The organism is Cryobacterium ruanii, from assembly GCF_004404055.1.
GTDB lineage: Bacteria > Actinomycetota > Actinomycetes > Actinomycetales > Microbacteriaceae > Cryobacterium > Cryobacterium ruanii.
Window position 1 is genome coordinate 91975 of record NZ_SOHK01000015.1, and the last position, 25853, is coordinate 117827.

At 65.9% G+C, this 25853-nt stretch carries 22 protein-coding genes; 6 read left to right on the top strand and 16 right to left on the bottom strand.

The genetic code is table 11. The features are described 5' to 3' along the window. Window positions 1-28 precede the first annotated feature (28 nt). From E3T47_RS10060 to hrcA, 4 genes are all read right to left on the bottom strand, one after another. Window positions 29-406: an HIT domain-containing protein gene (locus tag E3T47_RS10060; RefSeq protein WP_134555943.1), complete on the bottom strand. Its 378-nt coding sequence runs from the start codon at window positions 404-406 to the stop codon at window positions 29-31. Between the two features lie 83 nt (window positions 407-489). Then, window positions 490-1230 (bottom strand): 16S rRNA (uracil(1498)-N(3))-methyltransferase, encoded by a 741-nt coding sequence (locus tag E3T47_RS10065; protein WP_134555944.1) that lies wholly within the window; start codon window positions 1228-1230, stop codon window positions 490-492. A gap of 1 nt (window position 1231) precedes the next feature. Beyond that, on the bottom strand, window positions 1232-2335 hold the full coding sequence (gene dnaJ, locus E3T47_RS10070) for a molecular chaperone DnaJ (protein ID WP_134555945.1): 1104 nt from the start codon (window positions 2333-2335) through the stop codon (window positions 1232-1234). A 63-nt stretch (window positions 2336-2398) separates the two neighbouring features. Then, entirely contained in the window at window positions 2399-3418 is a 1020-nt protein-coding gene (gene hrcA / locus E3T47_RS10075; protein WP_134555946.1) for a heat-inducible transcriptional repressor HrcA, read from the bottom strand. A 241-nt stretch (window positions 3419-3659) separates the two neighbouring features. Between hrcA and E3T47_RS10080 the strand changes: the two genes are divergently transcribed. Further along, a complete protein-coding gene (locus E3T47_RS10080) occupies window positions 3660-4130 on the top strand; it encodes a DUF4870 domain-containing protein (protein ID WP_134555947.1) in 471 nt (156 codons plus the stop codon). A 103-nt stretch (window positions 4131-4233) separates the two neighbouring features. After that, window positions 4234-4605, top strand: coding sequence for a DUF4870 domain-containing protein (locus E3T47_RS10085; RefSeq protein ID WP_241982149.1), 372 nt, complete (start codon window positions 4234-4236; stop codon window positions 4603-4605). Between the two features lie 27 nt (window positions 4606-4632). On the opposite strand, the gene hemW is transcribed toward E3T47_RS10085, so the two are convergent. From hemW to lepA, 3 genes are read right to left on the bottom strand one after another with little or no spacing between them, the layout of a single operon-like run. After that, on the bottom strand, window positions 4633-5856 hold the full coding sequence (gene hemW, locus E3T47_RS10090) for a radical SAM family heme chaperone HemW (protein ID WP_134555948.1): 1224 nt from the start codon (window positions 5854-5856) through the stop codon (window positions 4633-4635). Window positions 5857-5905: 49 nt separating this feature from the next. Then, window positions 5906-6556, bottom strand: coding sequence for a DUF1990 family protein (locus E3T47_RS10095; RefSeq protein WP_134555949.1), 651 nt, complete (start codon window positions 6554-6556; stop codon window positions 5906-5908). A gap of 5 nt (window positions 6557-6561) precedes the next feature. After that, a complete protein-coding gene (gene lepA, locus E3T47_RS10100) occupies window positions 6562-8412 on the bottom strand; it encodes a translation elongation factor 4 (RefSeq protein WP_134555950.1) in 1851 nt (616 codons plus the stop codon). Window positions 8413-8514: 102 nt separating this feature from the next. Here lepA and E3T47_RS10105 point away from each other — a divergent pair, with 102 nt between their 5' ends. The 3 genes from E3T47_RS10105 (at window position 8515) to E3T47_RS10115 (ending at window position 10609) form a co-directional block, all read left to right on the top strand. Continuing rightward, window positions 8515-9243, top strand: a complete 729-nt coding sequence (locus tag E3T47_RS10105) for an alpha/beta fold hydrolase (protein ID WP_134555951.1) — start codon at window positions 8515-8517, stop codon at window positions 9241-9243. A gap of 264 nt (window positions 9244-9507) precedes the next feature. After that, window positions 9508-9771: a 30S ribosomal protein S20 gene (gene rpsT, locus E3T47_RS10110; RefSeq protein ID WP_092339797.1), complete on the top strand. Its 264-nt coding sequence runs from the start codon at window positions 9508-9510 to the stop codon at window positions 9769-9771. A 178-nt stretch (window positions 9772-9949) separates the two neighbouring features. Then, on the top strand, window positions 9950-10609 hold the full coding sequence (locus E3T47_RS10115) for a hypothetical protein (protein WP_134555952.1): 660 nt from the start codon (window positions 9950-9952) through the stop codon (window positions 10607-10609). A 16-nt stretch (window positions 10610-10625) separates the two neighbouring features. Here E3T47_RS10115 and holA read toward each other — a convergent pair whose 3' ends face one another. The 5 genes from holA to E3T47_RS10140 form a co-directional block, all read right to left on the bottom strand. Then, entirely contained in the window at window positions 10626-11681 is a 1056-nt protein-coding gene (holA, locus tag E3T47_RS10120; RefSeq protein WP_134555953.1) for a DNA polymerase III subunit delta, read from the bottom strand. An 84-nt stretch (window positions 11682-11765) separates the two neighbouring features. Then, complete coding sequence (locus E3T47_RS10125; protein WP_134555954.1) at window positions 11766-14261, bottom strand: ComEC/Rec2 family competence protein; 2496 nt, start codon at window positions 14259-14261, stop codon at window positions 11766-11768. Further along, window positions 14258-14941, bottom strand: coding sequence for a helix-hairpin-helix domain-containing protein (locus E3T47_RS10130; RefSeq protein WP_134555955.1), 684 nt, complete (start codon window positions 14939-14941; stop codon window positions 14258-14260). The genes E3T47_RS10125 and E3T47_RS10130 overlap by 4 nt, the downstream gene beginning before the upstream one ends. Before the next feature lie 136 nt (window positions 14942-15077). Continuing rightward, a complete protein-coding gene (gene leuS, locus E3T47_RS10135) occupies window positions 15078-17678 on the bottom strand; it encodes a leucine--tRNA ligase (protein WP_134555956.1) in 2601 nt (866 codons plus the stop codon). 82 nt (window positions 17679-17760) lie between these two features. Next, entirely contained in the window at window positions 17761-19191 is a 1431-nt protein-coding gene (locus E3T47_RS10140) for an anthranilate synthase component I family protein (protein WP_134555957.1), read from the bottom strand. A 90-nt stretch (window positions 19192-19281) separates the two neighbouring features. On the opposite strand from E3T47_RS10140, the gene E3T47_RS10145 reads away from it, so the two are divergent. Continuing rightward, window positions 19282-19917, top strand: coding sequence for a DedA family protein (locus tag E3T47_RS10145; protein ID WP_134555958.1), 636 nt, complete (start codon window positions 19282-19284; stop codon window positions 19915-19917). A gap of 4 nt (window positions 19918-19921) precedes the next feature. On the opposite strand, the gene cydC is transcribed toward E3T47_RS10145, so the two are convergent. Genes cydC through E3T47_RS10165 form a run of 4 tightly spaced genes read right to left on the bottom strand, consistent with a single transcriptional unit; the run spans window position 19922 to window position 25775 of the window. Then, window positions 19922-21634 carry a thiol reductant ABC exporter subunit CydC gene (gene cydC / locus E3T47_RS10150; RefSeq protein ID WP_134555959.1) on the bottom strand — a complete coding sequence of 571 codons (1713 nt, stop codon included), beginning with the start codon at window positions 21632-21634 and terminating at the stop codon, window positions 19922-19924. Further along, window positions 21627-23291, bottom strand: coding sequence for a thiol reductant ABC exporter subunit CydD (gene cydD, locus E3T47_RS10155; RefSeq protein WP_241982151.1), 1665 nt, complete (start codon window positions 23289-23291; stop codon window positions 21627-21629). Before cydD ends, cydC begins: the two co-directional genes overlap by 8 nt. Window positions 23292-23326: 35 nt before the next feature. Beyond that, complete coding sequence (gene cydB / locus E3T47_RS10160; RefSeq protein WP_134555961.1) at window positions 23327-24331, bottom strand: cytochrome d ubiquinol oxidase subunit II; 1005 nt, start codon at window positions 24329-24331, stop codon at window positions 23327-23329. A 22-nt stretch (window positions 24332-24353) separates the two neighbouring features. Next, on the bottom strand, window positions 24354-25775 hold the full coding sequence (locus tag E3T47_RS10165) for a cytochrome ubiquinol oxidase subunit I (protein ID WP_134555962.1): 1422 nt from the start codon (window positions 25773-25775) through the stop codon (window positions 24354-24356). Window positions 25776-25853: the final 78 nt, after the last annotated feature.

A 25853-nucleotide genomic window follows, 5' to 3' on the forward strand; every position in this document is an offset into this window, starting at 1 on the left:
GGTGAAGCGTAATTCTGCGTTATCGGGATCAGAGTGCGCCAAGCGAGTCCTCCCCCAGCGAGTCGGTCGGTGTTGAGCTGCCCAAGACGTGCGCGTGCACGTGGAACACGGTTTGGCCGGCGGCGACCCCGGTGTTGAAGACCAGGCGGAACTGCCCGTTGGTGCGTTCGGCGGCGATCCGCTCGGCCACGGCGACGAGTTCGGCCAGCAGGGTCGGGTTGCCGGCGGCGAGTTCGACGACGTTCTGGTACTGCGGGTCTTTGGTGGTGACGACGACGTGCACCGGGGCTTTCGGCGCGACGTCGAGGAACGCGATGATGTGTTCGGTCTCGGCCACGATCGTCGCCGGAATCTCACGCGCGACAATGCGGCTAAAAATGGACGGCTGGGCGCCAGAAGAAGACATGCCTCTATCTTAAGCGGCGCTGCCAGCGGCCCGCACTACCAACGTCAGGCGCCGCCAGCGGCCCGCACACCCGCCGGCACGCGCTACCAACGGCCGAGCGTCGCATTGAGAATCGCGAGCGCGGCGGGACCGGCCGTCGAGGTGCGCAGCACGGTGTCGCCGAGGCGCACCTGGGTGGCCCCGGCCTGCTCGAGCAGCAGCAGTTCGGCCGGGGAGATTCCGCCCTCCGGACCGACGACGAGCAAGATATCGCGGTCGTCGGTGGGCGCGGCCACCTCGGTGAGGCGACCGGTCGCGGTCGGATCGAGCAGCAGCATCCGTGTGCTGGCGGCGAGCACGGCGAGCTGTTTGGTGCTGGCCAGCGGGGCGACGCCCGGCAGCCAAGCCCGGATTGACTGTTTGCTGGCCTCGCGCACGATGCTGCTCCAGCGTTCGTGGCCCTTGGCGATCTTCGGGCCCTCCCACTTGGTGATGGAGCGGGCAGCCGACCACGGAATGACGCCGTCGACACCGAGTTCTGTGGCGGCTTGAATGGCAAGTTCGTCACGGTCGCCCTTGGCCAGGGCCTGCACCAAGCAGATGCGCGGCGTCGCCGCCGGCGTCTCGTTCGCGTCGTCGACGCGCAGGGTCAGCCGCGCGGCCTCCGCCGTCAGAACCGTTCCGTCGAGTAGCAGCCCGGCCCCGTTTCCGAGGCGCAGGTTGTCCCCGGGGTGAACCCGGCTGACCGTGACCGCGTGCCGCGCCTCGGCGCCGTCGACGGTCACGATCTGCCCCGGGCGGCTGTCGACTGCCCGGAGCGTCTCCTGCAGGTAGAAATGCGCCATTTTAGCCGAGGAAACGGTCGCGCAGCTTCGCGAACAGGCCCTGCTGGTACTGGCTCAGGCTGGGCGCCGGCGCCGCGTACCGGGCGGCGAACTGCTCGATCAGGTCGCGTTCCTTGTGGTCGAGCTTGGTCGGCGTGAGCACGTGGATGCCGACCTTGAGGTCGCCGCGGCCGCTGCCCCGCAGCTTGGTGATGCCGCGGTCCTTGATCGTGAGCACCTCTGAGCTCTGCGAACCCGGGCGAATCTCCACCTCGATGTCACCATCGAGCGCCTTGACGGTGACGGTCGTGCCGAGAATCGCGCTCGTCATGGGCACGTCAAGCGAACACATGAGGTCGTCGCCGTCCCGGCTGAACACGTCGTGGTGGCGCACCTTCATCTCGAGGTACAGGTCCCCGTTGGGGCCGCCGGCCGGGCCTGCTTCGCCGCTGCCGGGCATCTGCAGGCGCAAGCCGGTGTCGACGCCGGCCGGAATGTCGACCGGGACGGTGCGGCGGGCGCGAACACGGCCTTGGCCGGAGCAGGTCATGCACGGCGTGGCGATGATGGTGCCGTACCCGCGGCAGGAACCACACGGACTCGACGTCATCACATTGCCGAGCAGGGAGCGCACGGCGCGCTGGATGCTGCCGGTGCCGTGGCAAATGTCGCAGGTGATCGGTGACGTGCCAGGGGCGCAACAGGAGCCCTGGCAGGTGGCACAGACGATCGCGGTGTCGACTTCGAGGTCGCGGTGCGTGCCGAAAATGACCTCGTCGAGATCAAGTTCGACGCGAATAAGGGCATCCTGGCCGCGTTCGCGGCGGGATCGAGGACCGCGGCTGCTTCCGCCGCCGCCGCCGAAGAAGGTTTCGAAGATGTCACCGAAATTGCCAAAGTTCTGACCGTCGAATCCGCCGTTCTGGCCGCCCTGGTCATATTTTTGACGCTGTTTTGCGTCGCTCAGCACGTCATAGGCGTGTGTGATGCTCTTGAAACGTTCCGAAGCTTCGGCGCCGGGGTTCACGTCGGGGTGCAGTTCGCGGGCGAGGCGGCGGTAGGCCTTCTTAATTTGGTCGGTGGTCGCGTCGCGGTCGACGCCAAGCGCTTCGTAGTGGTCAGCCAAAGGTGGCTCTCCTTGATGATGGTGTTCGAATTGGGTCGGTGCCGCAGCGCGGCTATGAAAAATCTAGGTCTCGCCGAGCAGGCGGGAGAGGTAGCGGGCGACAGCGCGCACCGCTGCCATGTTGTTGGAGTAGTCCATGCGGGTGGGCCCGAGCACGCCGAGACGGGCGAGGTTGCCGTTCGCGGTATAGCCGCTCGTGAGCACACTTGCTTCGGGCAGGCCGAAGGCCGCGTTCTCACGGCCGATGCTTACCGAAACGCCGTGCTGGTCCGTCTCCATCTCGCCGAAAAGGCGCAACAGCACCACCTGCTCTTCGATCGCTTCGAGCACCGGATAGATGCTGCCGGAGAAGTCCTCCTCGGTGCGCACCAGGTTTGCCGCCCCGGCCATGACCAGTTTGTCCTGGCGGTTCGCGCCGACCTGGTCGGCGAGGGTGCTTGTGATCAGGTCGACGATCGGTTGCAGCGCGGGCGATCCCGGCCAGATACTCGCGTTGAGGGCCAGACTCGCTTCGGCCATGCCGAGGCCGACAACCGCGACGTTCAGGCGCGCACGCACCTCGCCAAGCGTCTGCTCGTCGAGCGCGCGCGGCAGATCGATCACCCGCTGCTCCACCCCACCGGAATCGGTGATCAACACCGACAGGATGCGGGTCTCGGTCAGCGGGACGAACTCGATGTGGCGCACCTTGGCGCGCGACAGAGACGGGTACTGCACGAGTGCGACTTGGTGGGTGAGCTGTGAGAGCAGGCGCACACTGCGCACGAGTACCTCATCGAGGTCGCCGGAATGGCCGAGGAAGGTTTCGATCGCCTGGCGCTGGGCCGGAGTGAGCGGGCGCAGATCGGCGAGGTGATCGACGAAGACGCGGTAGCCCTTGTCGGTCGGAATGCGTCCGGAGGAGGTGTGCGGCGCCGCGATGAGTTCTTCTTCTTCGAGCAGGGCCATATCGTTGCGAATGGTCGCAGCCGAGACACCGAACGAGTGCCGGTCGACGATGGATTTGGAGCCGACGGGTTCACGGGAAGCAACATAGTCCTGCACGATGACGCGCAGAACATCGAGGCCGCGGTCCGAAACCATCGCGCCCGCCTTCCTGATTCTCGGGGTACTGCTTCACTCGAGCGGATGTGCACCCCCCGCGCACGCCGGTGGGCACGCTAGACGGCTGGTTTGCAGCCACGTCATTGGCACTCGCATCCGCTGACTGCCAATCCTATCCCGGCCCACCGGGTTTCCACTGAGTTCGGTCATTGCCAGTATCCCGAAGCGAGCGTTTAATTAGCGCTACACGCTCCCACCGCTTTGAGCGAAAGGCACGATCATGAGCGATCCACAGGCACAACCGCCCGGCGATTCCAACTACCGTGAACCGAATTTCGGCCAACCGGGGTATGGCCAACAGCCCGCCGGTGGCCCGAACACCACCCCCGTCGTTGCGGCTCCCCTCTCTGAGGCTGACGATCGCCAGTGGGCTTCGCTGGCTCACCTGGGCGGCATCCTAAGTTTTCTGCCGTCCCTGATCATCTGGCTGGTCTTCAAGGATCGCGGTCGATTCACCAACACGGAGGCGAAGGAGGCGCTGAACTTTCAGATCACTCTGCTGATCGGTTACGTAGCGATCAATATGATCTCTTTCATTCTCGCGATCGTCACCTTCGGAATCGGCGGGCTGTTCATCGGTCTGGCCTGGGTGCTCTGGTTGGCCGGGGTGGTCTTTTCGATTATGGGCTTTCTGAAGGCGAAGGATGGCCAGAACTATCGGTATCCGTTCGCCTTGCGACTACTTCAATAGGCCTGATCAGGTAGCTCCTGGCGCTCGTTGCCGCAACGGGGCGATTAGTCTGGAGGTCATTGGCACCGCCGTGCCAGTGACCGGCCGCAGAGCAGGAGGCCCCATGTCTGAGCAGAACCCGTACCAGTCGACCCCCGCATCCCCGATGAGCCCCTCCGACGAGAAGTTGTGGGCGACGCTGATCCACGTCGGCGGCATCGTCTTCAGCTTCCTGCCGGCGCTGATCGGCTACCTCGCCCTGCGGGATCGCGGACCGTTCATTCGCGCGCACACCGCGACCGCGCTGAACTTTCAAATCTCGTATTTCATCTACGCGGCCGTGCTGGTTCCGATCACCATCGTCACGCTCGGCATCGGCGGCATCCTGTACGCACCGCTCGCCATCGTCGCCCTCGTATTCATGATTCTGGCCGCGCTTGCTGCCAACCGCGGTGAGGGCTACAGCTACCCCCTCACGATCAAGTTCGTCAGCTGAGGCCGCCACCAGCCAAGGCTCGACTCCTTAGTCGCTCAGGCGTCGGACCACGGCGTCGGCCAGAAGCCGTCCGCGCAGGGTCAGTTCGATCGATCCGGCTAGGGCGGCTTTGGCGTTGATGAGCTCGTCGGCGATGAGCCCGGCGACTTCTCGGCGACCCGCCGCCGACAGCGATGCGACTGCAATGCCGGTGCGGATGCGGCTCTGCAGCAGGATGCGTTCCAGTTCCCGAGTCGACGCGTCGAGCGTTTCGCGACCGGCGGCCGGGGAGAGGCCGGCCAGTATCCGCTCGGCGTAGGCGGCCGGATGCTTGACGTTCCACCAGCGCACGCCGCCGACGTGGCTGTGCGCGCCGGGACCGACGCCCCACCAGTCCTGGCCGGTCCAGTAGGCGAGGTTGTGCCGGGAGCGGTGCACGTTGCTCATGGCCCAGTTGCTGACCTCGTACCAGTCGTAGCCAGCGGCGGCGAGCAGTTCGTCGGCCAGCTCGTAGAAGTCGGCCTGCTGGTCGTCGTCGGTCGGGGCGATCTCGCCGCGGCGAATCTGCCGGGAGAGCTTGGTGCCGTCCTCGACGATGAGCGAGTAGGCGCTCAGATGGTCGGGGTGCAGGCGGAGAGCTTGCTCGAGGCTCGTGCGCCAATCGGCGAGCGACTCCCCCGGCGTGCCGTAGATGAGGTCGAGGCTCACGTCGAGGCCGGCGGCGCGAGCCCACTCCACCACGAGCGGCACCCGCTCGGGGTCGTGGGTGCGTTCGAGGGTCGCGAGCACGTGCGGCACGGCGGACTGCATGCCGAACGACACCCGGGTGAAGCCGGCGTCGGCTAGGGCGCCGAGGTAGGCGGCGTCGACGGAGTCGGGATTCGCCTCGGTGGTCACCTCGGCGCCGTCTTTCAGGCCCCACTGCTCGCGCACGGCGGCGAGCATGCGGGTCAGGTCGGTCACCGGAAGCAGGGTCGGCGTGCCTCCACCGAAGAACACCGTGGCGGCTTCACGTGCCGGCACTCCCGATGCAGTGAGGATGCGTCCGGCGGCTTCGACCTCAAGCACGGCCTGGCTGGCGTAGTCGCTCTGCTTGACGCCGCGCAGTTCGGTGGCGGTGTAGGTGTTGAAGTCGCAGTAGCCGCAGCGCACCCGGCAGAACGGCACGTGCAGGTAGACGCCGAAAGCGCGGCTGGCGGCGTCGACGGCCGCCGAAGTGGGAAGGAGACCGTCGTCGGGTGCGGGGTCACCGACGGGGTGGGGTCCGGCCATGGGGTGGTACTCCAGTACTTTGAAGAGTTGCGATTACTTGATGGCGCCGTTATGTAACAGCGCCGGCGGGGTGCAGGGCCCGCAGGTACAGCCTGGTAAATTTGGCCTGCTGAAAGCGCAGCACCGGCCAGGCCAGGCGGTAGTACCAGGTGCTGGCCCGCGAGAACGATCGGATGGTCAGCCAGACCGAGTCGTCCTCCCTGTGTTCGACGATGAAGGATTCCTCGCCGCTTTCCGGGTGCCCGGCCATGGTGCCGTAGGCGAAACCGATGCGGGCGGCCTCATCGATCACGTAGACGACACGCACCGGCGCGGTCACGTGGAACAACCAGACCTTCATTTTCAGGGTCGCCGTCATGCCGTTCGCGATGTATGGGGTGCCATCGTCGGCGAAGGTCGCTTCGTTGACCGGATGCTGCTGGCTGGCCGCCGGGGTGCCGTCGGGTTGGAAGGTCACCGGGGTGTACTGTACGCCGGTGCCGTTTTCGAGGTCGGTCACCGCCATGCCGCTACCGCGCTGGATTCCCCAGGTCATCAGCAGCTTGGTGGCCGCTTCGAAGCGTTCCTGGGAGCTGCCGAGCTTGACGCTCTGCTCCATCGGGCGGTACCCCTTTGGCGGGTAGCTCATCAGGTCGGGCGCGAGCGTGCCGCCGATGGCAGCATAGCTGACGGCGGCGTCGGTGAAGGTGGCCCTGCGCATCCGCTTTACTTCTTGTCTTTCGTCTCGATGTCCCCCGATAGCGCGGCGATGAAAGCCTCCTGGGGAACTTCGACCCGTCCGACCATCTTCATGCGCTTCTTGCCCTCTTTCTGCTTCTCGAGCAGCTTGCGTTTACGCGAGATATCACCGCCGTAGCATTTTGCGAGCACGTCTTTACGCATCGCCGAGATGCTCTCGCGGGCGATGATGTGGGCGCCGATCGCGGCCTGGATGGGCACCTCAAACTGCTGGCGCGGAATCAGTTTGCGCAGGCGCCCGGTCATCAGCGCGCCGTAGGCGTAGGCCTTGTCGCGGTGCACGATGGCACTGAACGCGTCGACCTGCTCGCCCTGCAGCAGAATATCGACCTTGACCAGGTCGGCTTCCTGCTCGCCGGAGGGCTCGTAATCGAGCGAGGCGTAGCCGGCGGTGCGGCCCTTGAGCATGTCGAAGAAGTCGAACACGATCTCACCGAGCGGCATCGAGTATCGAATCTCGACCCGGTCTTCGCCGAGGTATTCCATGCCGAGCAGGGTGCCGCGGCGGCCCTGGCAGAGTTCCATGATGACGCCGACGTAGTCTTTGGGCGCGAGGATGGCCGCCTTGACCATGGGTTCGAGCACCTTGGCGATCTTGCCGGTGGGGTATTCGCTCGGGTTGGTGACCGTGATGGTGCGCTTGTCGTCGGTGGTGACTTCGTAGGGCACGCTCGGCGCGGTCGTGATCAGGTCGATGTTGAATTCACGCTCGAGGCGTTCGGTGATGATCTCGAGGTGCAGCAGGCCGAGAAAGCCGCAGCGAAAACCAAAACCGAGAGCGACGGATGTCTCCGGCTCGTACCCGAGACTCGCGTCGGAGAGTTTCAGCTTGTCGAGGGCCTCACGGAGCGCCGGGTAGTCGCTGCCGTCGATCGGGTACAGCCCGGAGAACACCATCGGCTGCGGTTCGTCATAGCCGGGCAACGCCTCGGTCGCCGGGCGCACCGCGGTCGTGATGGTGTCGCCGACCTTGGACTGGCGCACGTCCTTCACACCGGTGATCAGGTAGCCGACCTCGCCGACCTTCAAGCCCTTGCTCTCCACCGGTTCCGGCGAGATAACGCCGATCTCGAGGATCTCGTGGGTCGCTCTGGTCGACATCATCTGGATTTTTTCGTGGGCCTTGAGGTGGCCGTCGATCATGCGCACGTAGGTGACGACGCCGCGGTAGCTGTCGTAAACCGAGTCGAAGATCATGGCGCGCGCGGCGGCATCCGGGTTGCCTTTCGGCGCCGGAATCATGGTCGTGGCGAGGTCGAGCAGTTCCTCGACACCGGCGCCGGTCTTGCCTGAGACGCGCAGCACGTCTTCGGGGCGTCCACCGATGAGGCTCGCGAGTTCGCGGGCATACTTTTCGGGGTCGGCGGCCGGCAGGTCGATCTTATTGAGCACCGGAATGATCGTGAGGTCGTTCTCAAGGGCGAGGTAGAGATTGGCGAGGGTCTGGGCTTCGATGCCCTGGGCCGCGTCAACGAGCAGGATGGCGCCCTCGCAGGCGGCGAGGCTGCGGGAGACCTCGTAGGTGAAGTCGACGTGCCCGGGAGTATCGATCATGTTCAACGCGTAGGTGACGCCGTCCAGCTCCCACGGCATGCGCACGGCCTGGCTCTTGATGGTGATTCCACGTTCTCGCTCGATATCCATGCGGTCCAGATACTGGGCCCGCATGGAACGCTCGTCGACGACGCCGGTGATCTGCAGCATCCGGTCGGCGAGGGTCGACTTGCCATGGTCGATGTGGGCGATGATGCAGAAGTTGCGGATGAACTCGGGGGCCGTGGCGGCCGGTTCCAGCGCGTGAAGGGCTCTCGGTGACATAGTTCCACTATTCTTCCATGCTCAGTGCGGGTTGATGGTCTCGCGGTTCGACCCCGGTCGATGGTCAGCCCGTTCCGAACGTAGCTGGCTAGGCTCGCGGGCATGGAGACTCCCGAGGCACGTGTGCCCGTTCTGCTCGTGCACGGCATTCGGGCGTCGGCCACGATGTGGCGACATCAGGAGCGGACGTTGCGCGCCGCCGGGTACCCAGTGCTCGCGATCGATCTGCCAGGCCACGGCAAGCGGATGGGCGAGCCGTTCACGGTGCCGGCCGCCCTCGCCGCCATCGACGACGGGGTGGCGGACCTCGGCGGCCGGGTGCTGCTCGTTGGCCTCTCACTCGGCGGCTATTACGCCGTCGCCTACGCCGCCGAGCATCCCGGTCGGGTGGCCGGGCTGGTCGCCGCCGGTTGTAGCGCCGTACCCCAGGGCGTGCTGCTCGAGGGATATCGCTTGCTGGCCCGGGCAATTCACCGACTGCCCGATCGAGGCTTGTGGTTGCATGAGAACATGGCGCGTCTCCTGTTGCCCGCGGCCGGAGCCCGCGATGTGCTCGCGGGCGGCGCCGCGCTCGACGTGATGGATTCCGGGCTGCAGGCGACTTCGACGCTGACGCCCCTGACCAGCATCGCCGCCTATCCAGGCCCGGTCTGGCTCGTCAACGGTGCGCTCGACCATTTTCGCCTGAACGAACGGCGCTTTCTGGCCGCGTGCCGCAACGGCCAGGTCGTCGTGGTGCCCCGGGCAACGCACCTATCAAGCCTGGCCCGACCCGAGCGTTTCACGGCGATCCTGCTCGACGTGGCCGACCGGGTGTCGCACGCCGGGTGAGGTCGCGGCATCCGCGTGGACACGCCCGATTTGCGCCCCAATGCACCCGATTTGGCTGGCGAATGAGCTCGGCGGAGTCCGGAAGCGGCGTGGCCGCGGGCATCCACTCACGGGGCGGTGCCGGTTTTGGGGTGGAGCGAATTGCTGGTAGCGTTAGTGGTTGGCTTGCGTGTTGGGGCCCACCCCGCACGATTTTCGCCGCAGAAGCGCCCTCTACCCGCTGAGCGGCTGTCCGTACTAGAACCTAACGAAAGCGTAAAAAACGTGGCAAATATCAAGTCGCAGATCAAGCGAATTGGCACCAACAAGAAGGCCCAGGAGCGCAACAAGGCCGTCAAGAGCGAGTTCAAGTCCGCGATCCGCGCGACTCGTACCGCAATTGCCGCTGGCGACAAGGATAAGGCCGTCGTCGGTCTCGCCTTTGCTTCCAAGAAGCTCGACAAGGCCGTCAGCAAGGGTGTCATCCACCAGAACCAGGCTGCGAACAAGAAGTCGGCCATCGCGAAGGCCGTTTCCGCCCTCGTCTGATCCGTACTGGCTCTACCCGTGCACTGAGTGACCGTTTCGTTTCGTGAAAGCGGATGCTGCACCTCAGGCACAAAAAAACCCCCGCCTGTCCGGCGGGGGTTTTCTGGTTCCTGCCCTGCGGCGGCAGAGAAGTTGGCGGGGAGGGTGGCGGGGTCGGGCACCCCACTAGACTGACGCGGTGAAGAGCACCCCGCCGGTTAGTTCTGTTCCCGACACCACCGCCCCGAATGGCCGCGTGCACGCCCGTTTTCTCGCCGCGGTGCTCAGCGCTGGGGCACTTGCCGTCGCTGGGTGGCTTGCACTCAACGCGAGCGACGGAGTGTCGGTCACTCCGCAAGACCAACGACTGGTGGGGCTGGTCGCGCTCGGGCTGTTTTTCATTGGAATTACGTTCTACCTCGCGGCGTCGGCGGCAACGGGACCCCGCGGCCCCGAAAACTACCGCTCCGCCCATCCCGGTGCCGGCCGTTCCGAGGGCGACCGGTCTGCACGCGTGATCCGCCGCATCCGTTCGCTGTCGGCTCTCGGGGCAGTGTGCGCGATCGCTGCCCTGCTCGCCGTCGCCGCGCTCGGGGCTCTGCGCATTCTGGTTCCGCCGGCAGAACGGGCGGTATCGGTGCAATTCTCCGAGATCACCGGCCGGGTGCAGCTCGAATTCTGCCCGAGCCTGCCGTCATCGTTCGACGCTCAGGTCAAGCCGGCCGACCTGGCCGGTTCGTCGACCCTGCTGCCGGTGTGGGTGGCAAGCCGGGACTGCGGCAACCCGAGCTTTCAGAATGGAGTGTGGCTCTACCTGAACCGTTCCACCATCACGGTCGCGGACGCCGGCGATCGCTGACGCACCGGCAACGGGGCTACTGCTCGCCCCGCCGGGCGATGACGCCGATCAGTCGTTCGAGCGCGAAGACCGGGTCGCGGCCGGCACCCTTCACGGCGGCATCCGTTTCGGCGAGCACGACGATGCAGCGGGCAAGGCCCGCGTCGCTCCAGCCACGCAAGTCTTTCTGGGCACGTTCCACCTGCCACGGCGCCAGCCCGAACTGGGCGCCGAGCTGCGCGGAACCGCCGCGGGCACCGAACACCTTAGCCATGGTGCGAATCTTCATTGCGAACGCCGCGACGATCGGTACCGGGTCGGCCCCTGAGGTGAGGGCGTGTCGCAGGGTGATGAGCGCCTCGCCGTTGCGGCCGGCGATGGCCCAGTCGGCGACCTTGAACGCGTTGGTTTCCACCCGGCCGCCGTAGTAGCGGTCGACGGTGGTCTCGGTGACCTCGCTCGTCGCATCCGCGATGAGCTGCTGGCAGGCCGCAGAGAGTTCGGCCAGGTCGTCGGAGAACGCAGCGACAAGCTGGCGCAGGGCGCTGACTGTGACCCGTTTGCCGGCCGCCTTGAACTCGTTCGACGCGAATTCGTACTTCTCGGTGTCTTTCTTGAGTTCGAAGCAGACGATTTCGATGGCGCCGCCGAGACCACTCCGGATCGTGTCGAGCAACTTCTTGCCGCGCACTCCCCCACCATGCCGCAGCACGACGTAGGTGTCGTCGGCCGGGTTCTCGAGGTAGTCCAGCGCCTCCGCCAGAAAGGTATCGCTGCATTTCTCGACGTTGGTGACCCGAATCAGGCGCGGCTCACCGAACAGCGACGGGCTCGCGAGGGTGAGCAGCTCGCCGGGGGCATAGCTATCCGCCTGCACGTCGCTGATCTCAAGGCTCGGGTCTTCGAGTTTGAGAAAGTCCCGCAGCTGACGGATGGCCCGTTCGGCAAGGAACGTTTCGGTTCCCGAGACGAGCACGATCGGCGCCGGGCGCACCTGATGCCAGCCGAGCTGCGGAATGACGGTGCCCCTGGCCGTTCGGGCGGGTACAGCCTTACCGGCCCGGGAACCGGTGGTGGCGGGACGTGCGAACAAAGCGCTCTCCTCGGTTTTAGTGCGGGGGGTCAATCTAGCCTATCCCGCACGACCGACGCTCCCGTCGGCATCCGGTGCCACCGTCTACGGCGGAGTCGGCGGAGTCGGCGGTTGAGTCGGCGGTTGAGTCGGCTGCGGGGGCGGGCCGCGTTCGGCGACCTTCTCGGTCCACAGCACGAGCGTGCCATCGGCCCCGGGCGCGACGACGGCCAGTCCCTCCCGGTCGGTGCGCACCGCCAGCGTGCCCACCGCTACGAGAGTATGAAGCAGCTTTTCGGTGGGATGCCCGTAGGTGTTCGCGGCGCCGGCCGAAATGAGCCCGACCCGCGCCCGCAGCTCTGCGTAGAGTTCCGGGCTCTGGTCGGCCGAGCCGTGGTGGGCGACTTTCACGACGTCGACGCGGCCCGGCGGCGATGACCGCAGCAGGGCAGATTGCGATTCCTCACCGAGATCGCCGAGAAAGATCGAACGGATGCCTCGCCCGTCGAACAGGATGGTGATGCTTCCCGGGTTGCCCACCTGCATCGTCGTTGCACCGCGAACGGGCCAGAGAATGTTCCAGCGTAGGCGGCCGAGCGTGCCGACATCACCGCTCGAGGCCTGGCGCACCGTGGCTCCGCCGGCCAGGAGGCGTTCGTGGAGGCGTTCGTCCTGGGCATTCTCTGGCGCCCCGACCAGCGCCGTGTCGACCTTGCCGAGGACGGCATCGACCCCGCCGATGTGGTCGAGGTCGTAGTGGGTGAGCACGAGCAGGTCGATGTGGGAGATGCCGAGGGTGGCGAGGCAGGCGGCGAGCAGTTGTGGGTCTGGACCCACGTCGACGAGAGCGTACTGGTCGCCGTCGCGCACGACGACGGCATCACCCTGCCCGATGTCACACGCTGCGATCTGCCAATCGGGTGGAAACGAGACGACCCGACCGATTCCGGTGCCGATGAGCGCGCCGGCGTAACCACCCAGACCGACCAGCAGCACGGCGAGTACCGCGGCGGGCCATCGGGCCGGCCGTGCTGCCGGACCGCGCAGCACGACGACCAGCGTGAGCAGGGTGACGAGCGAGAGCAGCAGCATTCCCGGCGCACCACCCGGCCAGGGCAATCGGGTACCGGGCAGCTGCGACACCCCGTGGGCGACGGCGGCGATCCAGGCGGAGGGCAGCCAGGCCAGAGCTAGCAGACCCGCCGCCACGCCCGGGAGCAGCGGCAGCGCCAGGCAGGCGAACAGCCCGACCACCGTCGCAATCGGGGCCGCAGGCCCGGCCAGGATGTTGGCCGGCACCCCATACAGCGGCAGGCTCGGGCTTAGGAGGATCAGTACCGGCTGGCAGGCCAGCTGCGCGGCCAGCGGGATGGCGATGATGGCGGCGAGTGCCATCGGCATCCACTGGGCGAGCACGCGGGCGAGCGGACCGGCGAGCACAAGGAGCCCGGCCGTTGCGAGGACCGACAGGGCAAAGCCATAGTTGCGGGCCAGCCAGGGATCAATCACCAGCAAGCCGATCACGACGAAGAGCAAGGTGGGCACTCCACGACCGGGGCGGCCGGCGCCGATCGACACCAGGGTGAGGGTGGCCATGACCGCCGAGCGCAGCACGCTCGGTTCCGGCGTCACCAGAAGGGTGAAGCCGAGCAGCGCCAGGATCGACAGCCCGATGCGCCAGGAGCGCCGCAGCCGGAGATAGCCACCGAGCAGCATGATCGACGCGATCACGATGGCGCAGTTGGCTCCGGACACCGCGGTCAGGTGACTGAGAGAGCTAGTTTTCATGGCGGCATCGAGGGCGGGGCTCACCGCGCTCGTGTCGCCGATGGCCAGGCCGGGCAGCAGGTCTCCCCCGTCACCGACGAGATCGGTTGCGGCTGTCTTGAATCGCGCCCGCAGTTCGTTCGCCCACTGCAGCCACCACGGGGGCGGAGCCACACTGTGAGCGGTGTCGGTGGCGAAGAGCAGCGCGACCGCCGCATCACCCGGTGCGGTCAGGCGCATGGTGCCGCGCATCTGAATACTCGATCCGATCTCGGGTTCGCTGCCGCCCGTCGCCGCTTCGGCGAACACGACGACCGTGCTCGCGACGGGTGCCGTCTCACCGCGGCTGTCAAGCTGGGTTAGGGTAGCCCGATAGCGCACGCGTCCCGAGGTGCCGCTGCCGATGAATGCCTTCGCGGCGACCGGAACCGTCCACACGGTAACGGTGGCTGTAATCGTTGCGTGCGACCCGGCGGCGGCCCTCACCTCGGCCGGCAAGCGTACCGGAGTCCAGACAGCGACGGCGGTGGCAGCGAGTGCCGCGCCAGCACAGCAGAGCACGAGGCTGCCGCCCAGGGCCGGCCAGAAACCGAGAACGTTGACCAAACCCCGTGCGGAACCAAGCGACGTGCTCCGCATCGTGCCCCGAGCTGCGGGACTCTCTCGCGCGCCGCGCCACGACATCCGACTCACAACGAGCACGACGATGCACCCGCCGGCCAGCAGCCAGAGCGTCACGGCAACGACCCCGGCGCTCGTGGGCGCTGCGATCAGCAGGCCGGCCGTCAGCCACACGGCCAGTGCGGGAAGCGCCAGCCGCAGGTCGAGGCTCATACCGTGATGAGGTCTTTGAGCGCCTCGAAGGTCTTGTCTCCGATCCCCGTGACGTCCTGCAACCCGTCGACGCTGGCAAACCGGCCGTTCGTCGTGCGGAAGTCGATGATGCGCTGCGCCATCGTCGGGCCGACGCGGGGCAGGGAGTCAAGATCAGCCACGGTAGCCGTGTTCAGATTCACCTTAGCGGTCGGGGCATTCGCTCCCCCGGGGTCGGCGGCCGCTGGGGGTTCTGGCGGCACCTCGCCGAAGCGGGGAACATAGAACTGTTCACCGTCAAGGAGAATTCGCGCCAGGTTCACGCCGGCGGGATCGGCCTCCGCGGCTAAACCGCCGGCGGCGGCAATCGCATCCATGACCCGGGCACCGTCACGCAGCTCGAACAGGCCCGGCCGCTCGACGGCCCCGAGAACGTGCACGAAGATGATGACAGCAACGCCACCCGGCGCTGCGCTCGCGTCAACCGACTCGAAGGTCGAGCTGTCCGAGGGGATCGACACCGATCCGGATCCGATCGTGCGCTGCCCCGCCTGCTGACCGATGGCCGATACGATGACGGCCACGACGAGGGCGAGCAGCAGCAACACGACGGCCGCACCGACGCCGATCCGCAGCCGGGGGCGACCCCGGGCAGCGGGAGCGAGGCGCTCCACATCGAGGGGGTAACGTTCGGGCTGCATGCTCGCAGGCTAGGCCGCGCGGGGCCTCCGCTGGCCCGCATGCCATTTATCAGTGCACAGCCCGGATGATCGCAGCCCTGTGGAGGAGGTCCCGGCCCATCACGAAGATCGACCGGGACCGCTTACGCGGGGAGCGTCAGGCGCGTGTGACGAACGAAACGAGCTTGGGAACCCGCACGATCACCTTGATGATCTCGCGATCACCGATCGAACGGATGACCGCAGCCGCGTCCCGCGCCAATTTCTCAAGTTCTTCGGCTGAGATCTTCGGCGAGACCTCGAGTAGGGTGCGCATTTTGCCGTCGACCTGCACGACCGCGGTGACCGATTCCTGCACGAGCAGGGTCTGCTCGGCCTTGCGCCACGGCACGAGGGCGATGCACGGCTCGTAGCCGAGGTGCTCCCACATGTCCTCAGCGGCGTAGGGTGCAAACAGGTTCAGTGCCATGGCGGTGGCTTCTGCGGCTTCGCGCACGGCGGCATCCGCTGGGCCGGCACCGGTGTCGATGACCTTACGGGTGGCGTTGACCAGTTCCATCAGACGTGCAACGACGACGTTGAATTTGAAGGACTCGACCAGGCCGGGAGCATCCGCGAGGAACCGGTGCGTGACGCGGCGCAGGGCGACGTCTCCGGTCTTCCACTCCACGTCGGGAGCACTCGTGACGTCGCGGGCGACACGCCAGGCCCGGGCCAAGAACTTGGCCGAGCCGACCGGGGAGACGTCTGCCCAGTCGATATCATCTTCCGGCGGGCCGGCGAAGGCCATGGTGAGGCGCACGGCGTCGACACCGTGGGTTTCGATCTCCTCGGTGAAGTAGATCAGGTTGCCCTTGCTCTTGCTCATCTTGGCACCGTCGAGAATCACCATTCCCTGGTTCAGTAGGGCGGTGAAGGGCTCCGTGAAGCTCACATAGCCCTCGTCGAACAGGAACTTCGTGATGAAGCGCGCGTAGAGCAGGTGCAAAATCGCGTGCTCGACGCCGCCGACGTACTGGTCGACGGGCGCCCATTTCTCGGCTTCCTTTGGATCGAAGGCCTGGGTGTCATCTTTCGGGTTTAAGAACCGCAGAAAATACCAGGAGCTGTCGACGAAGGTGTCCAGGGTGTCGGCGTCGCGCCGGGCCGGTGTGCCGTCGATCGGGTTGGGTACGTTGACCCAGTCCGTTGCTCCGCCGAGCGGGGAGGTTCCCCGGGGCTTCAGGTCGAGGCCTTCTGCGGGCGGAAGCAGCACCGGCAGCTGGTCTTCCGGCACCGGTATCTCGGCCCCATCGGCGCCGTGGATGATCGGGATCGGAGCACCCCAGTAGCGCTGGCGGGAAACGAGCCAGTCGCGCAGCCGATAATTCTTTGCGGCGCGGCCGAGCCCGTCGGCGGCGAGCTGCTCAATGATGCGTTTGATGGCGGTGATCTTGCTCAGGCCGTTGAACGGCCCGGAGTTGATCAGGCGGCCTTCGCCCGCCAGTGCGATACCGGTGGTCAGCGGGTCGAGTTCTGGTAGCTCTTCGGTGCCGTCAAGCATGCCCGGCGTGATCACCGGGATCATGCCGGTGGCCGGGGAGTTGGTGTCGACGACGACCCGCACGGGCAGGTCGAAGGCGCGGGCGAAGTCGAGGTCGCGCTGGTCGTGGGCCGGCACGGCCATGATCGCGCCGGTGCCATAGTCTGCGAGCACATAGTCGGCCGCCCAGATGGGCAGGCGTTCGCCATTGACCGGGTTGATGGCGTAGCGACCGAGGAACACGCCGGTCTTGGGCCGATCTGTGGACTGACGCTCGATCTCGGTGCTGCGCTGTACCTGCACCAGGTACTCCTGGAAAGCTTCCTGCTCCACGGGCGTGGACTCGGCGGCGAGATCGGCGGCGAGATCGGAGTCTGGCGCAACAACCATGAAGGTGGCGCCGAACAGGGTGTCTGGCCGGGTGGTGAACACGGTGACACGTTCGGTTCGACCCTCGACCTGGAAGTCGACATCCGCTCCGATGGAGCGTCCGATCCAGTTGCGCTGCATGTTGAGCACCTTGGCCGGCCAGGTGCCCTCGAGCTGGTTGAGGTCGTCGAGCAGGCGGTCGGCGTAGTCGGTGATCTTGAAGTACCACTGGGTGAGCTTCTTCTTCACGACGACGGCACCGCTGCGGTCGCTCGTGCCGTCGGCCAGGACCTGCTCGTTGGCGAGCACCGTCTGGTCGATCGGGTCCCAGTTGACCCAGCTGTCCTTGCGGTAAGCAAGGCCCTTCTTGTGGAGCTGTAGGAACAGCCACTGGGTCCACTTGTAATATTCGGGGTCGCTCGTGTGCAGCTCGCGATCCCAGTCGAAGCTGGTCGCGTAGAGCTTCATGCTCTTTTTCTGCTGCGCGATGTTGTCGTAGGTCCACCCGCGCGGGTCGATGCCCCGCTTGATGGCGGCGTTCTCGGCGGGCAGGCCGAAGGAGTCCCAGCCGATCGGGTGCAGCACGTTGAATCCCTGGTGTCGCCAGTAGCGTGCCACGACGTCGCCGAGCGCATACACCTCGGCGTGACCCATGTGCAGGTCGCCAGAGGGGTAGGGGAACATGTCGAGTACGTACTTTCGCGGTCGGGTATCACCCTCGGCGCTGGTCTTGAACGGAGCGAGTTCGTCCCAGATGGGTTGCCACTTCGCCTGGATCGCCGCGAAGTCGTATATTTCTTCGTCGCTCTCATCGCGCGCGTCAATTCGTACGCGTTCGTGCTCGTGTGCCACGTGACTCTCATTCATTGCAGGGATTGTTCAGCGCGCGCTGCGAAGCATGCGCTCGGGCGCACGCGTGACAAAGCGCACGTGCGTGTTTCCTAGATTACTAGGGCGCGGCGACACCGAGGGCCGCCAGCAGTGCGGCCGCCTTGATTCGGGTCTCCTCGATCTCGTCGGCGGCGTCGGAGAGGGCGGTGATGCCGCCTCCGGTGCCGATGCTAGCGCCGGTGGAATCGAGCACGATACTGCGGATGACGATGGCCAGGTCAGCGACGCCGCCGTGCCCGATGTAGCCGAACGCACCGGAGTAGATGCCCCGCGGTCCCCGCTCGAGTGCGTCGAGAATGGTCATCGCGCTCTGCTTCGGAGCGCCCGTCATGGAGCCGGCCGGAAAGCACGCCTCGATGGCGTCGATCACGGTAACGCCCGGCGACAGGTGCGCCTCGATGGTACTGACCAGCTGGTGCACGTGGGGGTAGCTCTCCACAGCGAGCAGCGCCCGGACCTCGACCGTGCCGAGCTTGGCGATGCGTCCAAGGTCGTTGCGCATGAGATCGACGATCATGAGGTTTTCGGCGCGTTCCTTGTCGCTGTTGGCGAGTTCTAGTTTGAGCCGGTCGTCTTCGCCGGGTTCGTTCGATCGGGCGCGGGTGCCCTTGATCGGCTTGGTACGGATGCGCCGGTCGCGGTTCACGTGCAGAAACTGCTCGGGGCTCGCGCTGAGCAGCGCCACATCATCGAATCGCAGGAGACCGCCGTGGTGGCTCGGGCTGCCGGCCCGCAGTACGCCGTAGGTGTCGACTGGATGCCACCGCCCCGCCACGGAAATCTCATTGGTCAGGCACAACTGGTAGGCGTCGCCGTTACGGATGGCGGCCAGGCAGGTCTCGATGTGGGCGGCATAGTCGGCGGGGTGGTGACGCCAGAGCGGGGCTGCGGATGCCCGCGCCGGGGCCGCTTGCGCCGGCTCACGTGAGTTCGGGGTCGCCCCGAGGGCAGCGACCATCTGGTTGAACCAGTCGGCTACGGCCGCGCACGGTTCGGTTGCGCTCGTGCGGGCCACCAGCGTCACGGTGCGGTCGCCGTGGTCGAACCGGATCATGCGGTCGATCTCAAGCAGGGCGGCGTCGGGGTAGCGCGACTCGTGCACCGGGGTGCCGACGGTTTGCGCTCCGAGTTCGTAGCCGAGCCAGCCAACCCAGCCGAGGTCGAAGCCGCCGTGGGGCGACGGGTTCTCGTCACCATCAGCGTGCACGGCCAGATCGCGACGCAGGAATTCGAAGACCGTCTCCCGCGTGATCTCGGGCGGCGCCGCATCCGTTGTGTGGGCGCTTTTGCTGGTGACCGTGCCCTCCGTCACCGACGCCGTAACGATTCGAGAGGTGGGCGAGGCCGCACCGAGGTAGCTGACGCCGGTGTGTGCGTCCGGGCCGGCATCGAGCCAGAACGCATACCGATCCGTGCTGTAGAGCGCCGCGAACACGGCCGCGGGGTCCCACCAGCCGGCCAGGAGCTTGCTCTGCACGGTTCCGGTCACCAGCACAGCCTAGCTTTTCGCCGCGAGCATGCGGGGGCGCCCGGCGGGCGTCACCTTGTTGAATCGCGCGCAGCACGTAGGCTGGGAGAAATGAATGACATCCTCACCTGGATCCTTGACACCGTCGCCGGTGTCGACCCGGTCATCAGAACGCTTCTGGCATTTCTGGGCATGCTGCTGGAGACCTCGGTGCTGGTGGGTTTGATCGTCCCCGGCGACACCATCATCATCGTGGCCAGCACGGCGGTAGCCGGCCCGGTCGAGTTCATCACCCTCGTTCTGGCCGTGATTGTGGGCGCCCTGGCCGGGGAGAGCATCGGTTTCGCCCTCGGGCACCACTTCGGCCCGTTCATTCGGAGCAGCCGACTCGGCCGACGTATCGGAGAACGCAACTGGATTCGCGCCGAGAACTATCTTGACCGGCGCGGCGGTGTCGCCGTCTTGATCTCTCGATTTTTGCCAGTCTTGCACTCGCTTATTCCGGTGACCGTCGGGGCGAGTCGCATGCGATACCGCACCTTTATGGCCTGGACCATTCCTGCCTGCATCATCTGGTCACTCGCTTATGTCAGCGTCGGTTCGGCGGTGGCCGGCGGCTATCGCGAACTTAGTGGGCGCCTGCATTTTGCCGGTTATCTCTTCGTCGGCGCGATCGCCCTGTTCGTGCTCACGGTGTTTTTGATCAAGAAGTGGTTGCATCGCCGCGAACTGCGCCACATGGACTGATCCACTAGAAACGGGCGGGCAGCGTCACCCGGGCCGTTACGAGCTCATCGGGCACAGGAGTATGCGAGATGAGCAGCACCGCGCGGTGGGCGTCGGCCGCCGCAGTCAAGATGTCGCGCACGAGGGCATCCGCTCCGACGCTGTCGACGTTGGCGGTGGGCTCGTCGACGATGAGCACCGGAAAGTCGGCCAGCAGGGCCCGTGCCAACGCAATGCGCTGGGCCTGACCGCCGGAGACGAGCGCACCGCGCTCGCCGACGCGGGCATCGAGACCGCCGCGCTGGGCGGTCCAGTCGGCCAGGCCGACGCGGGCCAGCACGGCGTCGAGTTCCGCATCAGTGGCCGTATCGCGAGCAAACAGCAAATTCTGGCGGATGCTGTCATCAAACAACCACGGGCGCTGCTCGCACAGTCCGACCACCCGCCGCACCTCGGTCTGGGCGAGCAGACGCGCCTCGACCCCGTTGAGCCGATACGAGCCCGTGTAATCGAGAAAGCGCACGAGGCTGTGCGCGAGCGTGGTTTTGCCGGCGCCGCTCGGCCCGGCGAGATGCACGCGGTCCCCCGGCGCCAGGCGCAGGGTCACGCCGGACACCCCGGGTTCGGCCTGGCCGGGCCAACGGGCGCCGAGATCGGTCAGTTCGAGCACGACTGACGGTGGCGCTGCGGCCCGATCGGTGGCAGAGAGCGACTGCGGCTTCACGACGTCGATGGGAATCTCAACGGGCGCCGTCGCCGGAACGACGTCGGCGACACGCCGAGCTCCCACCCGCACCTGCCGCCAGGCAGAAGCGGCGAGGGGAATCATGCCGAATACCTCGAACACGGCCAGGGGCACAAGCACTGCGACGACCAGGGTCGGACCGAGCAGCACCGGGCTAAGCACTCCGCCGCCGCTTATGAGCTCGGGGATACCGAAGTAGAGCGCGCCGAGCGTCGCCGCGCCGGCGAACAGGGACATGATGGCGGACTGCACGCCAACCCCAACCGACCGACGCAGGCTGGCTTGACGCAGAAGCGCATCGGTACGCGCGAGCTGAACCAGACGCGGGCTGAGGGCATCGAAGGCGGTGAGCGCATCCAGATTTTCGACGATTTCGAGCACCTCGTCGGCGAGGGCGCCGCGCAGCGGTGCGAGCTCCCGGTCGGCTCGGGCTGCCAGGCTGCCGGAGAGAATGGTTCCGAGCACTCCGGCCAGCAGCAGGCAGACGAGCAGGGTGAGTCCGGCGGCCGGCACCACCAGCCAGATACCGATCACACTGAGCAGGGCGGTGACGCCAGCCACCAGGAGCGGTTGCACGACACGCAACGGCAGGTCCTGTAGGTCATCGACATCACGCACGAGGCGGGTGAGCAGGTCACCGCGCCCGGTGGTAGCCAGCCCCGCCGGGGCCACCGGGACGATGCGACGGAAGATTCCCAAGCGCAGCTCGGCGAGCTGCCGGAATGCCGCATCGTGGCTGGCTAACCGTTCGAGATAGCGACACACGGAGCGCCCGATGGCGAATGCGCGCACGCCGACGACGGCCAGGCCCAAGTACGCCAGAGATGGCATTTCCGCCGCCCGGGTGATCAGCCAGGCCGAGCAGGCCAGCAACGCCACCGCCATGACGGAGCTCCCGATGCCGGCCAGCAGGCCGGGAACAAACCATCGTGGGCGCGGCTGGGCGAGACGCAGCACGTCTCGGGCAGCCCTGTCGAGAGTGACGTCAGACATGGGTGAGCTCCAGCAGTTCAATCACGTGGTCCGCGGCGGCCACGACGGCTGGTCGGTGACTGACGACGATCACGACGCGTCCCTGGTCGGCGAGCCGGCGCAGCCCGGCGAGGAGTCGCGCTTCGGCTTCGACGTCGAGCGCTGAGCTCGGTTCGTCCAGAATCACCACCGGGCAGTCGGTCACAAGCGCCCGGTAGATGGCCCGCGCTGCGGTAACGCGTTGCGCCTGACCACCCGAGAGTCCGTCGCCATTCACTCCGAGAACAGTGGCGGGTGACACGTCGGCCGCGCCCGCCCAATCGAGCGACTGCGTGATCACACGCGGGTCAGCGGCTGCCGCCCCGAGCGCCACATTCTCGGCTACCGTTCCGCGAAACAGGCCGGGGCGCTGGCCGGCCCAGGCCAACCACGGCCGAGTCGCCCCGCTGACCACGGCCACGCCGCCGAGCGTGACCTCACCGGACATCGGCACGAAGCCGAGCAGGGCGGCTACCAGGGTCGATTTGCCCACCCCGCTCACTCCGCGCAGCACGCTGAGCTTACCGAAAGCGAAGTGCGCGTGCAGCTGGTCGATTACCACCGTATCCCCGCGCCGAACGGTGACGCCAGCCAGAAGCAGTCCCCCCGTGCCGGAGCCGAGCTGATCGGCGGGCGCGGCCGTAGCATCCGCCTTCGGAACGGTCGGCGCCGTATCGTTCAGCACCATATCGTCGTCGAGAATCGTGAATAGTTCTTCGGCGGCGGCCAGGCCGTCGGCCGCGGAATGAAATTGGGCGCCAACCTGGCGTACGGGCAAGAAAGCCTCCGGCGCGAGCAACAGCACGAACAGGCCGACACCCAGCAATAACGAGCCGTCGATGAGGCGCAGGCCGATCGACACGGCGATGATCGCTACCGAGAGGCTCGCGGCGAGCTCGAGTACGAAGCCGCTCAGGAAGGAGACCCGGAGCACCTTCATGGTGCGGGCGCGATATTGCTCGGTGATGGAGCGGAGCAGCACGAATTGGCGCCGTTCCCGCCCATAGATCTTTAGAGTGCCAAGGCCCCCGACCACGTCGAGAAATGAGGTGGAGAGTCGTTGCAGCGCCTGCCATTGCTCCTGTTGCACCGTTTGAGTGGCGCGGCCGATCAGAATCATGAATATGGGAATGAGCGGAATCACGATGATGACCGTGAGGCCACTGGCCAGGTCCTGCCAGAGCATGACGGTGATCAGGATCGGTGTTGCGATCATGGTCAGCAGCAACTGCGGCAGGTACCGGGCGAAGTAGTTGTCCAGCGCGTCGAGACCGGTCGTCGCGACAGTCGACAGGCGAGCACTTTGCCGGGAAGCGACCCAGTCGGGGCCCCGCGCGGCAAGTGTGGCCATCACGCGAGCCCGCAACTGGCTCTTGACCAAAGCGGCACCGCGGTTGGCCGACACCTCGAGCAGCCAGATGAGCACCGACCGCAGGACGATCGCTCCGGCGAGGGCGGCCAGGGTTGGCACGATCTCACTCAGGCGCTCCCCTGCCACCGCGAGGGTAATCGCCCGGGTCAGCAACCACGCGAACGCGATGACGACGACGGTTTGCGCGAACCCGAGCAGCGCGCCGATGAGAAGAAACCGACGCGCGGCTGACGCGTAATGAAGAAGGCGACGATCCAGAGGGCGCACTGGCTCAGTCTCCCACAGCAGTAGTGAACGGCATGCTAGTGAACGGCGACCTCGATGTGGGCCCGGCCGATGCGCTTGCGGAACACCCAGTAGGTCCAGCCCTGGTAGAGCAGAATGACGGGCATTCCGATCAGCGCCGTCCAGCTCATCACACCGAGTGTGTACGCCGACGAGGCGGCGTTGGCGACTGTCAGGCTGTTCGCAGGATCATTGCTGGCCGGCATGACGTCGGGAAACAGCGACGCGAACAGGGTCAGCACTGTCAGACCGATCGTGCCGGCCATCAGGCCAAACGCGAGCCGTTCAGCGCCGCGCAGGTTCGCCAGGAAGGACGCGATCAGCGCCGCAGCGGCCAGGGCGGCAAAAATCGCGGATGCCACAGTGCCGTACGCGAACGTGGTCCACACTAGGAAGGTGGCCGCGACCACGATCGTCACGATTCCGGCTCTGGCGGCGAGCTTGCTCGCGCGGACTCGGATGTCCCCCTCTGTCTTGAGCGAGACGAACACCGCTCCGTGCACGAAGAACAGCAGCAGCGTGGTGACGCCGCCGAGTAAGGCATACGGGTTGAGCAGGTCGAAGAACGAGCCGATGTAGTCGTGGTTGGCGTTGAGCGGCACACCGCGCACGATGTTGGCGAAGGCCACACCCCAGAGCAGCGCAGGAACGGCCGAACCGACGATGATCATGCCGTCGAACCATTTCTTCCACTCCGATTCGGGGCGTTGGTGCCGGTATTCGAACGACACCCCCCGCACGATCAGTGCCACCAGAATGAGTACCAGCGCCAGGTAGAACCCGCTGAACATTGTTGCGTACCACTCGGGGAACGCCGCGAACAGGGACGCCCCCGCCACAATTACCCAGGTTTCGTTGAGGTCCCAGACCGGACCGATGGTGTTGATGAGAACGCGGCGATCGGTGTCGTCCTTACCGAGGAATGGGAGGGACATGCCGACCCCGAAGTCGAAACCGTCGAGGACGAAGTATCCGATGAACATGAAAGCGATGATCCAGAACCAAAGAATTGTGAGATCCATCTCGTATGCCTGTGAACCCGTCCTAGTAGATCGTGACCGTGTGCTGGACTTCGCCGGATTCGGCGGATTCGACCCCCGAGACCGGAGCCTCGTCCGGGCCCTTTTGAACGGCCCGGAGGATGAGTTTGAATTCGACCACCGCGAGAATGCCATAGAGCACGGTGAAAATGATGAGTGAGATCAGAATCTCCACGCCGGTCACGCCGGGCGAGACGCCGTCTTCGGTGCGCAGCAGTCCAAATACGAGCCAGGGCTGACGGCCCATTTCGGTGAAGACCCAGCCGACGGTCATGGCGAGGAACGACATCGGGAAGCTCCAGATGGCGACCTTCCACATCCAGGGGCGGGTCGTCGTGGCGCCCGTGCGGGTGAAGAACAGGCCGGCGACGGCAACGAGTATGTGGGCCAGTCCGAGCCCGATCATCCACCGAAATGCCCAGTAGGTGATCCAGATGGTGGGCGTGTAGTCGCCGGGGCCGTAGACGTCGACGTACTGCGCCTGCAGGTTGTTGATGCCCTGGACGGTGCCGTCGAAGGTGTGGGTGGAGAGGAAGGACAGCAAATACGGTACGCGCACGGAGAAGAGCTCGTGCACACCATCGGGCGTGCCCAGCGTGAAGATCGAGAACGAAGCGTTCGCCCCTGTCGCGGTGTGGTACAGAGCTTCGGCGGCAGCCATTTTCATCGGCTGCACCTCGCCCATGATGAGGCTGAGCTGATCGCCCGCCAGGGTCGTGGCAAGGCCGGCGATGACCATCATCCAGAGTCCGAACTTCAGCGCGGGACGCATGGTTTCGTAATGTTGGTTGCGGGCCAAGTGCCAGGCAGCGACCGAGATGATCAAGCCGGCAGAGACCATGAAACACGCGAAGATGGTGTGCGGGAACGCGGCGAGGGCGATGGGATTGGTCAAGAGATCGCCGATGCTCGTCAGCTCTGCCCGGCCTTTTTCGGCGTTGATGGTGTACCCAACGGGGTTCTGCATGAAGGCGTTGGCCGCGAGAATGAAGTATGCGCTGGCGACGCTGCCGAGGGTGATCAACCAGATGGTGGCAAGGTGTATCTTTTTCGGGAGCTTGTCCCATCCAAAAATCCATAGCCCGATGAACGTTGCCTCCAGGAAGAACGCGACGATACCCTCGAAAGCCAAGGGGGCGCCGAAAACGTCACCGACGAACCGCGAGTAATCCGACCAGTTCATGCCGAATTGAAATTCCTGCACGATGCCGGTCACGACACCCATGGCGAAGTTGATTAGGAAGATCTTGCCGAAGAAGTGCGTGAGCTGTAGGTATTTTGCCTTGTCCGTGCGCACCCAGGCCGTCTGGAAGATCGCGACCGTGAGGGCCATACCGATCGTGAGTGGCACGAAAATAAAGTGATAGACGGTCGTGAGACCGAACTGCCACCGGGACAGTAGTAAAGGATCCAACCAATCGTTCATCTGTCCTCCAGCATTGAAACCATCACGCATGCTTTCTACGATGTGTAGAACGTTACCGTTCTACGCTGTGTAGAACTT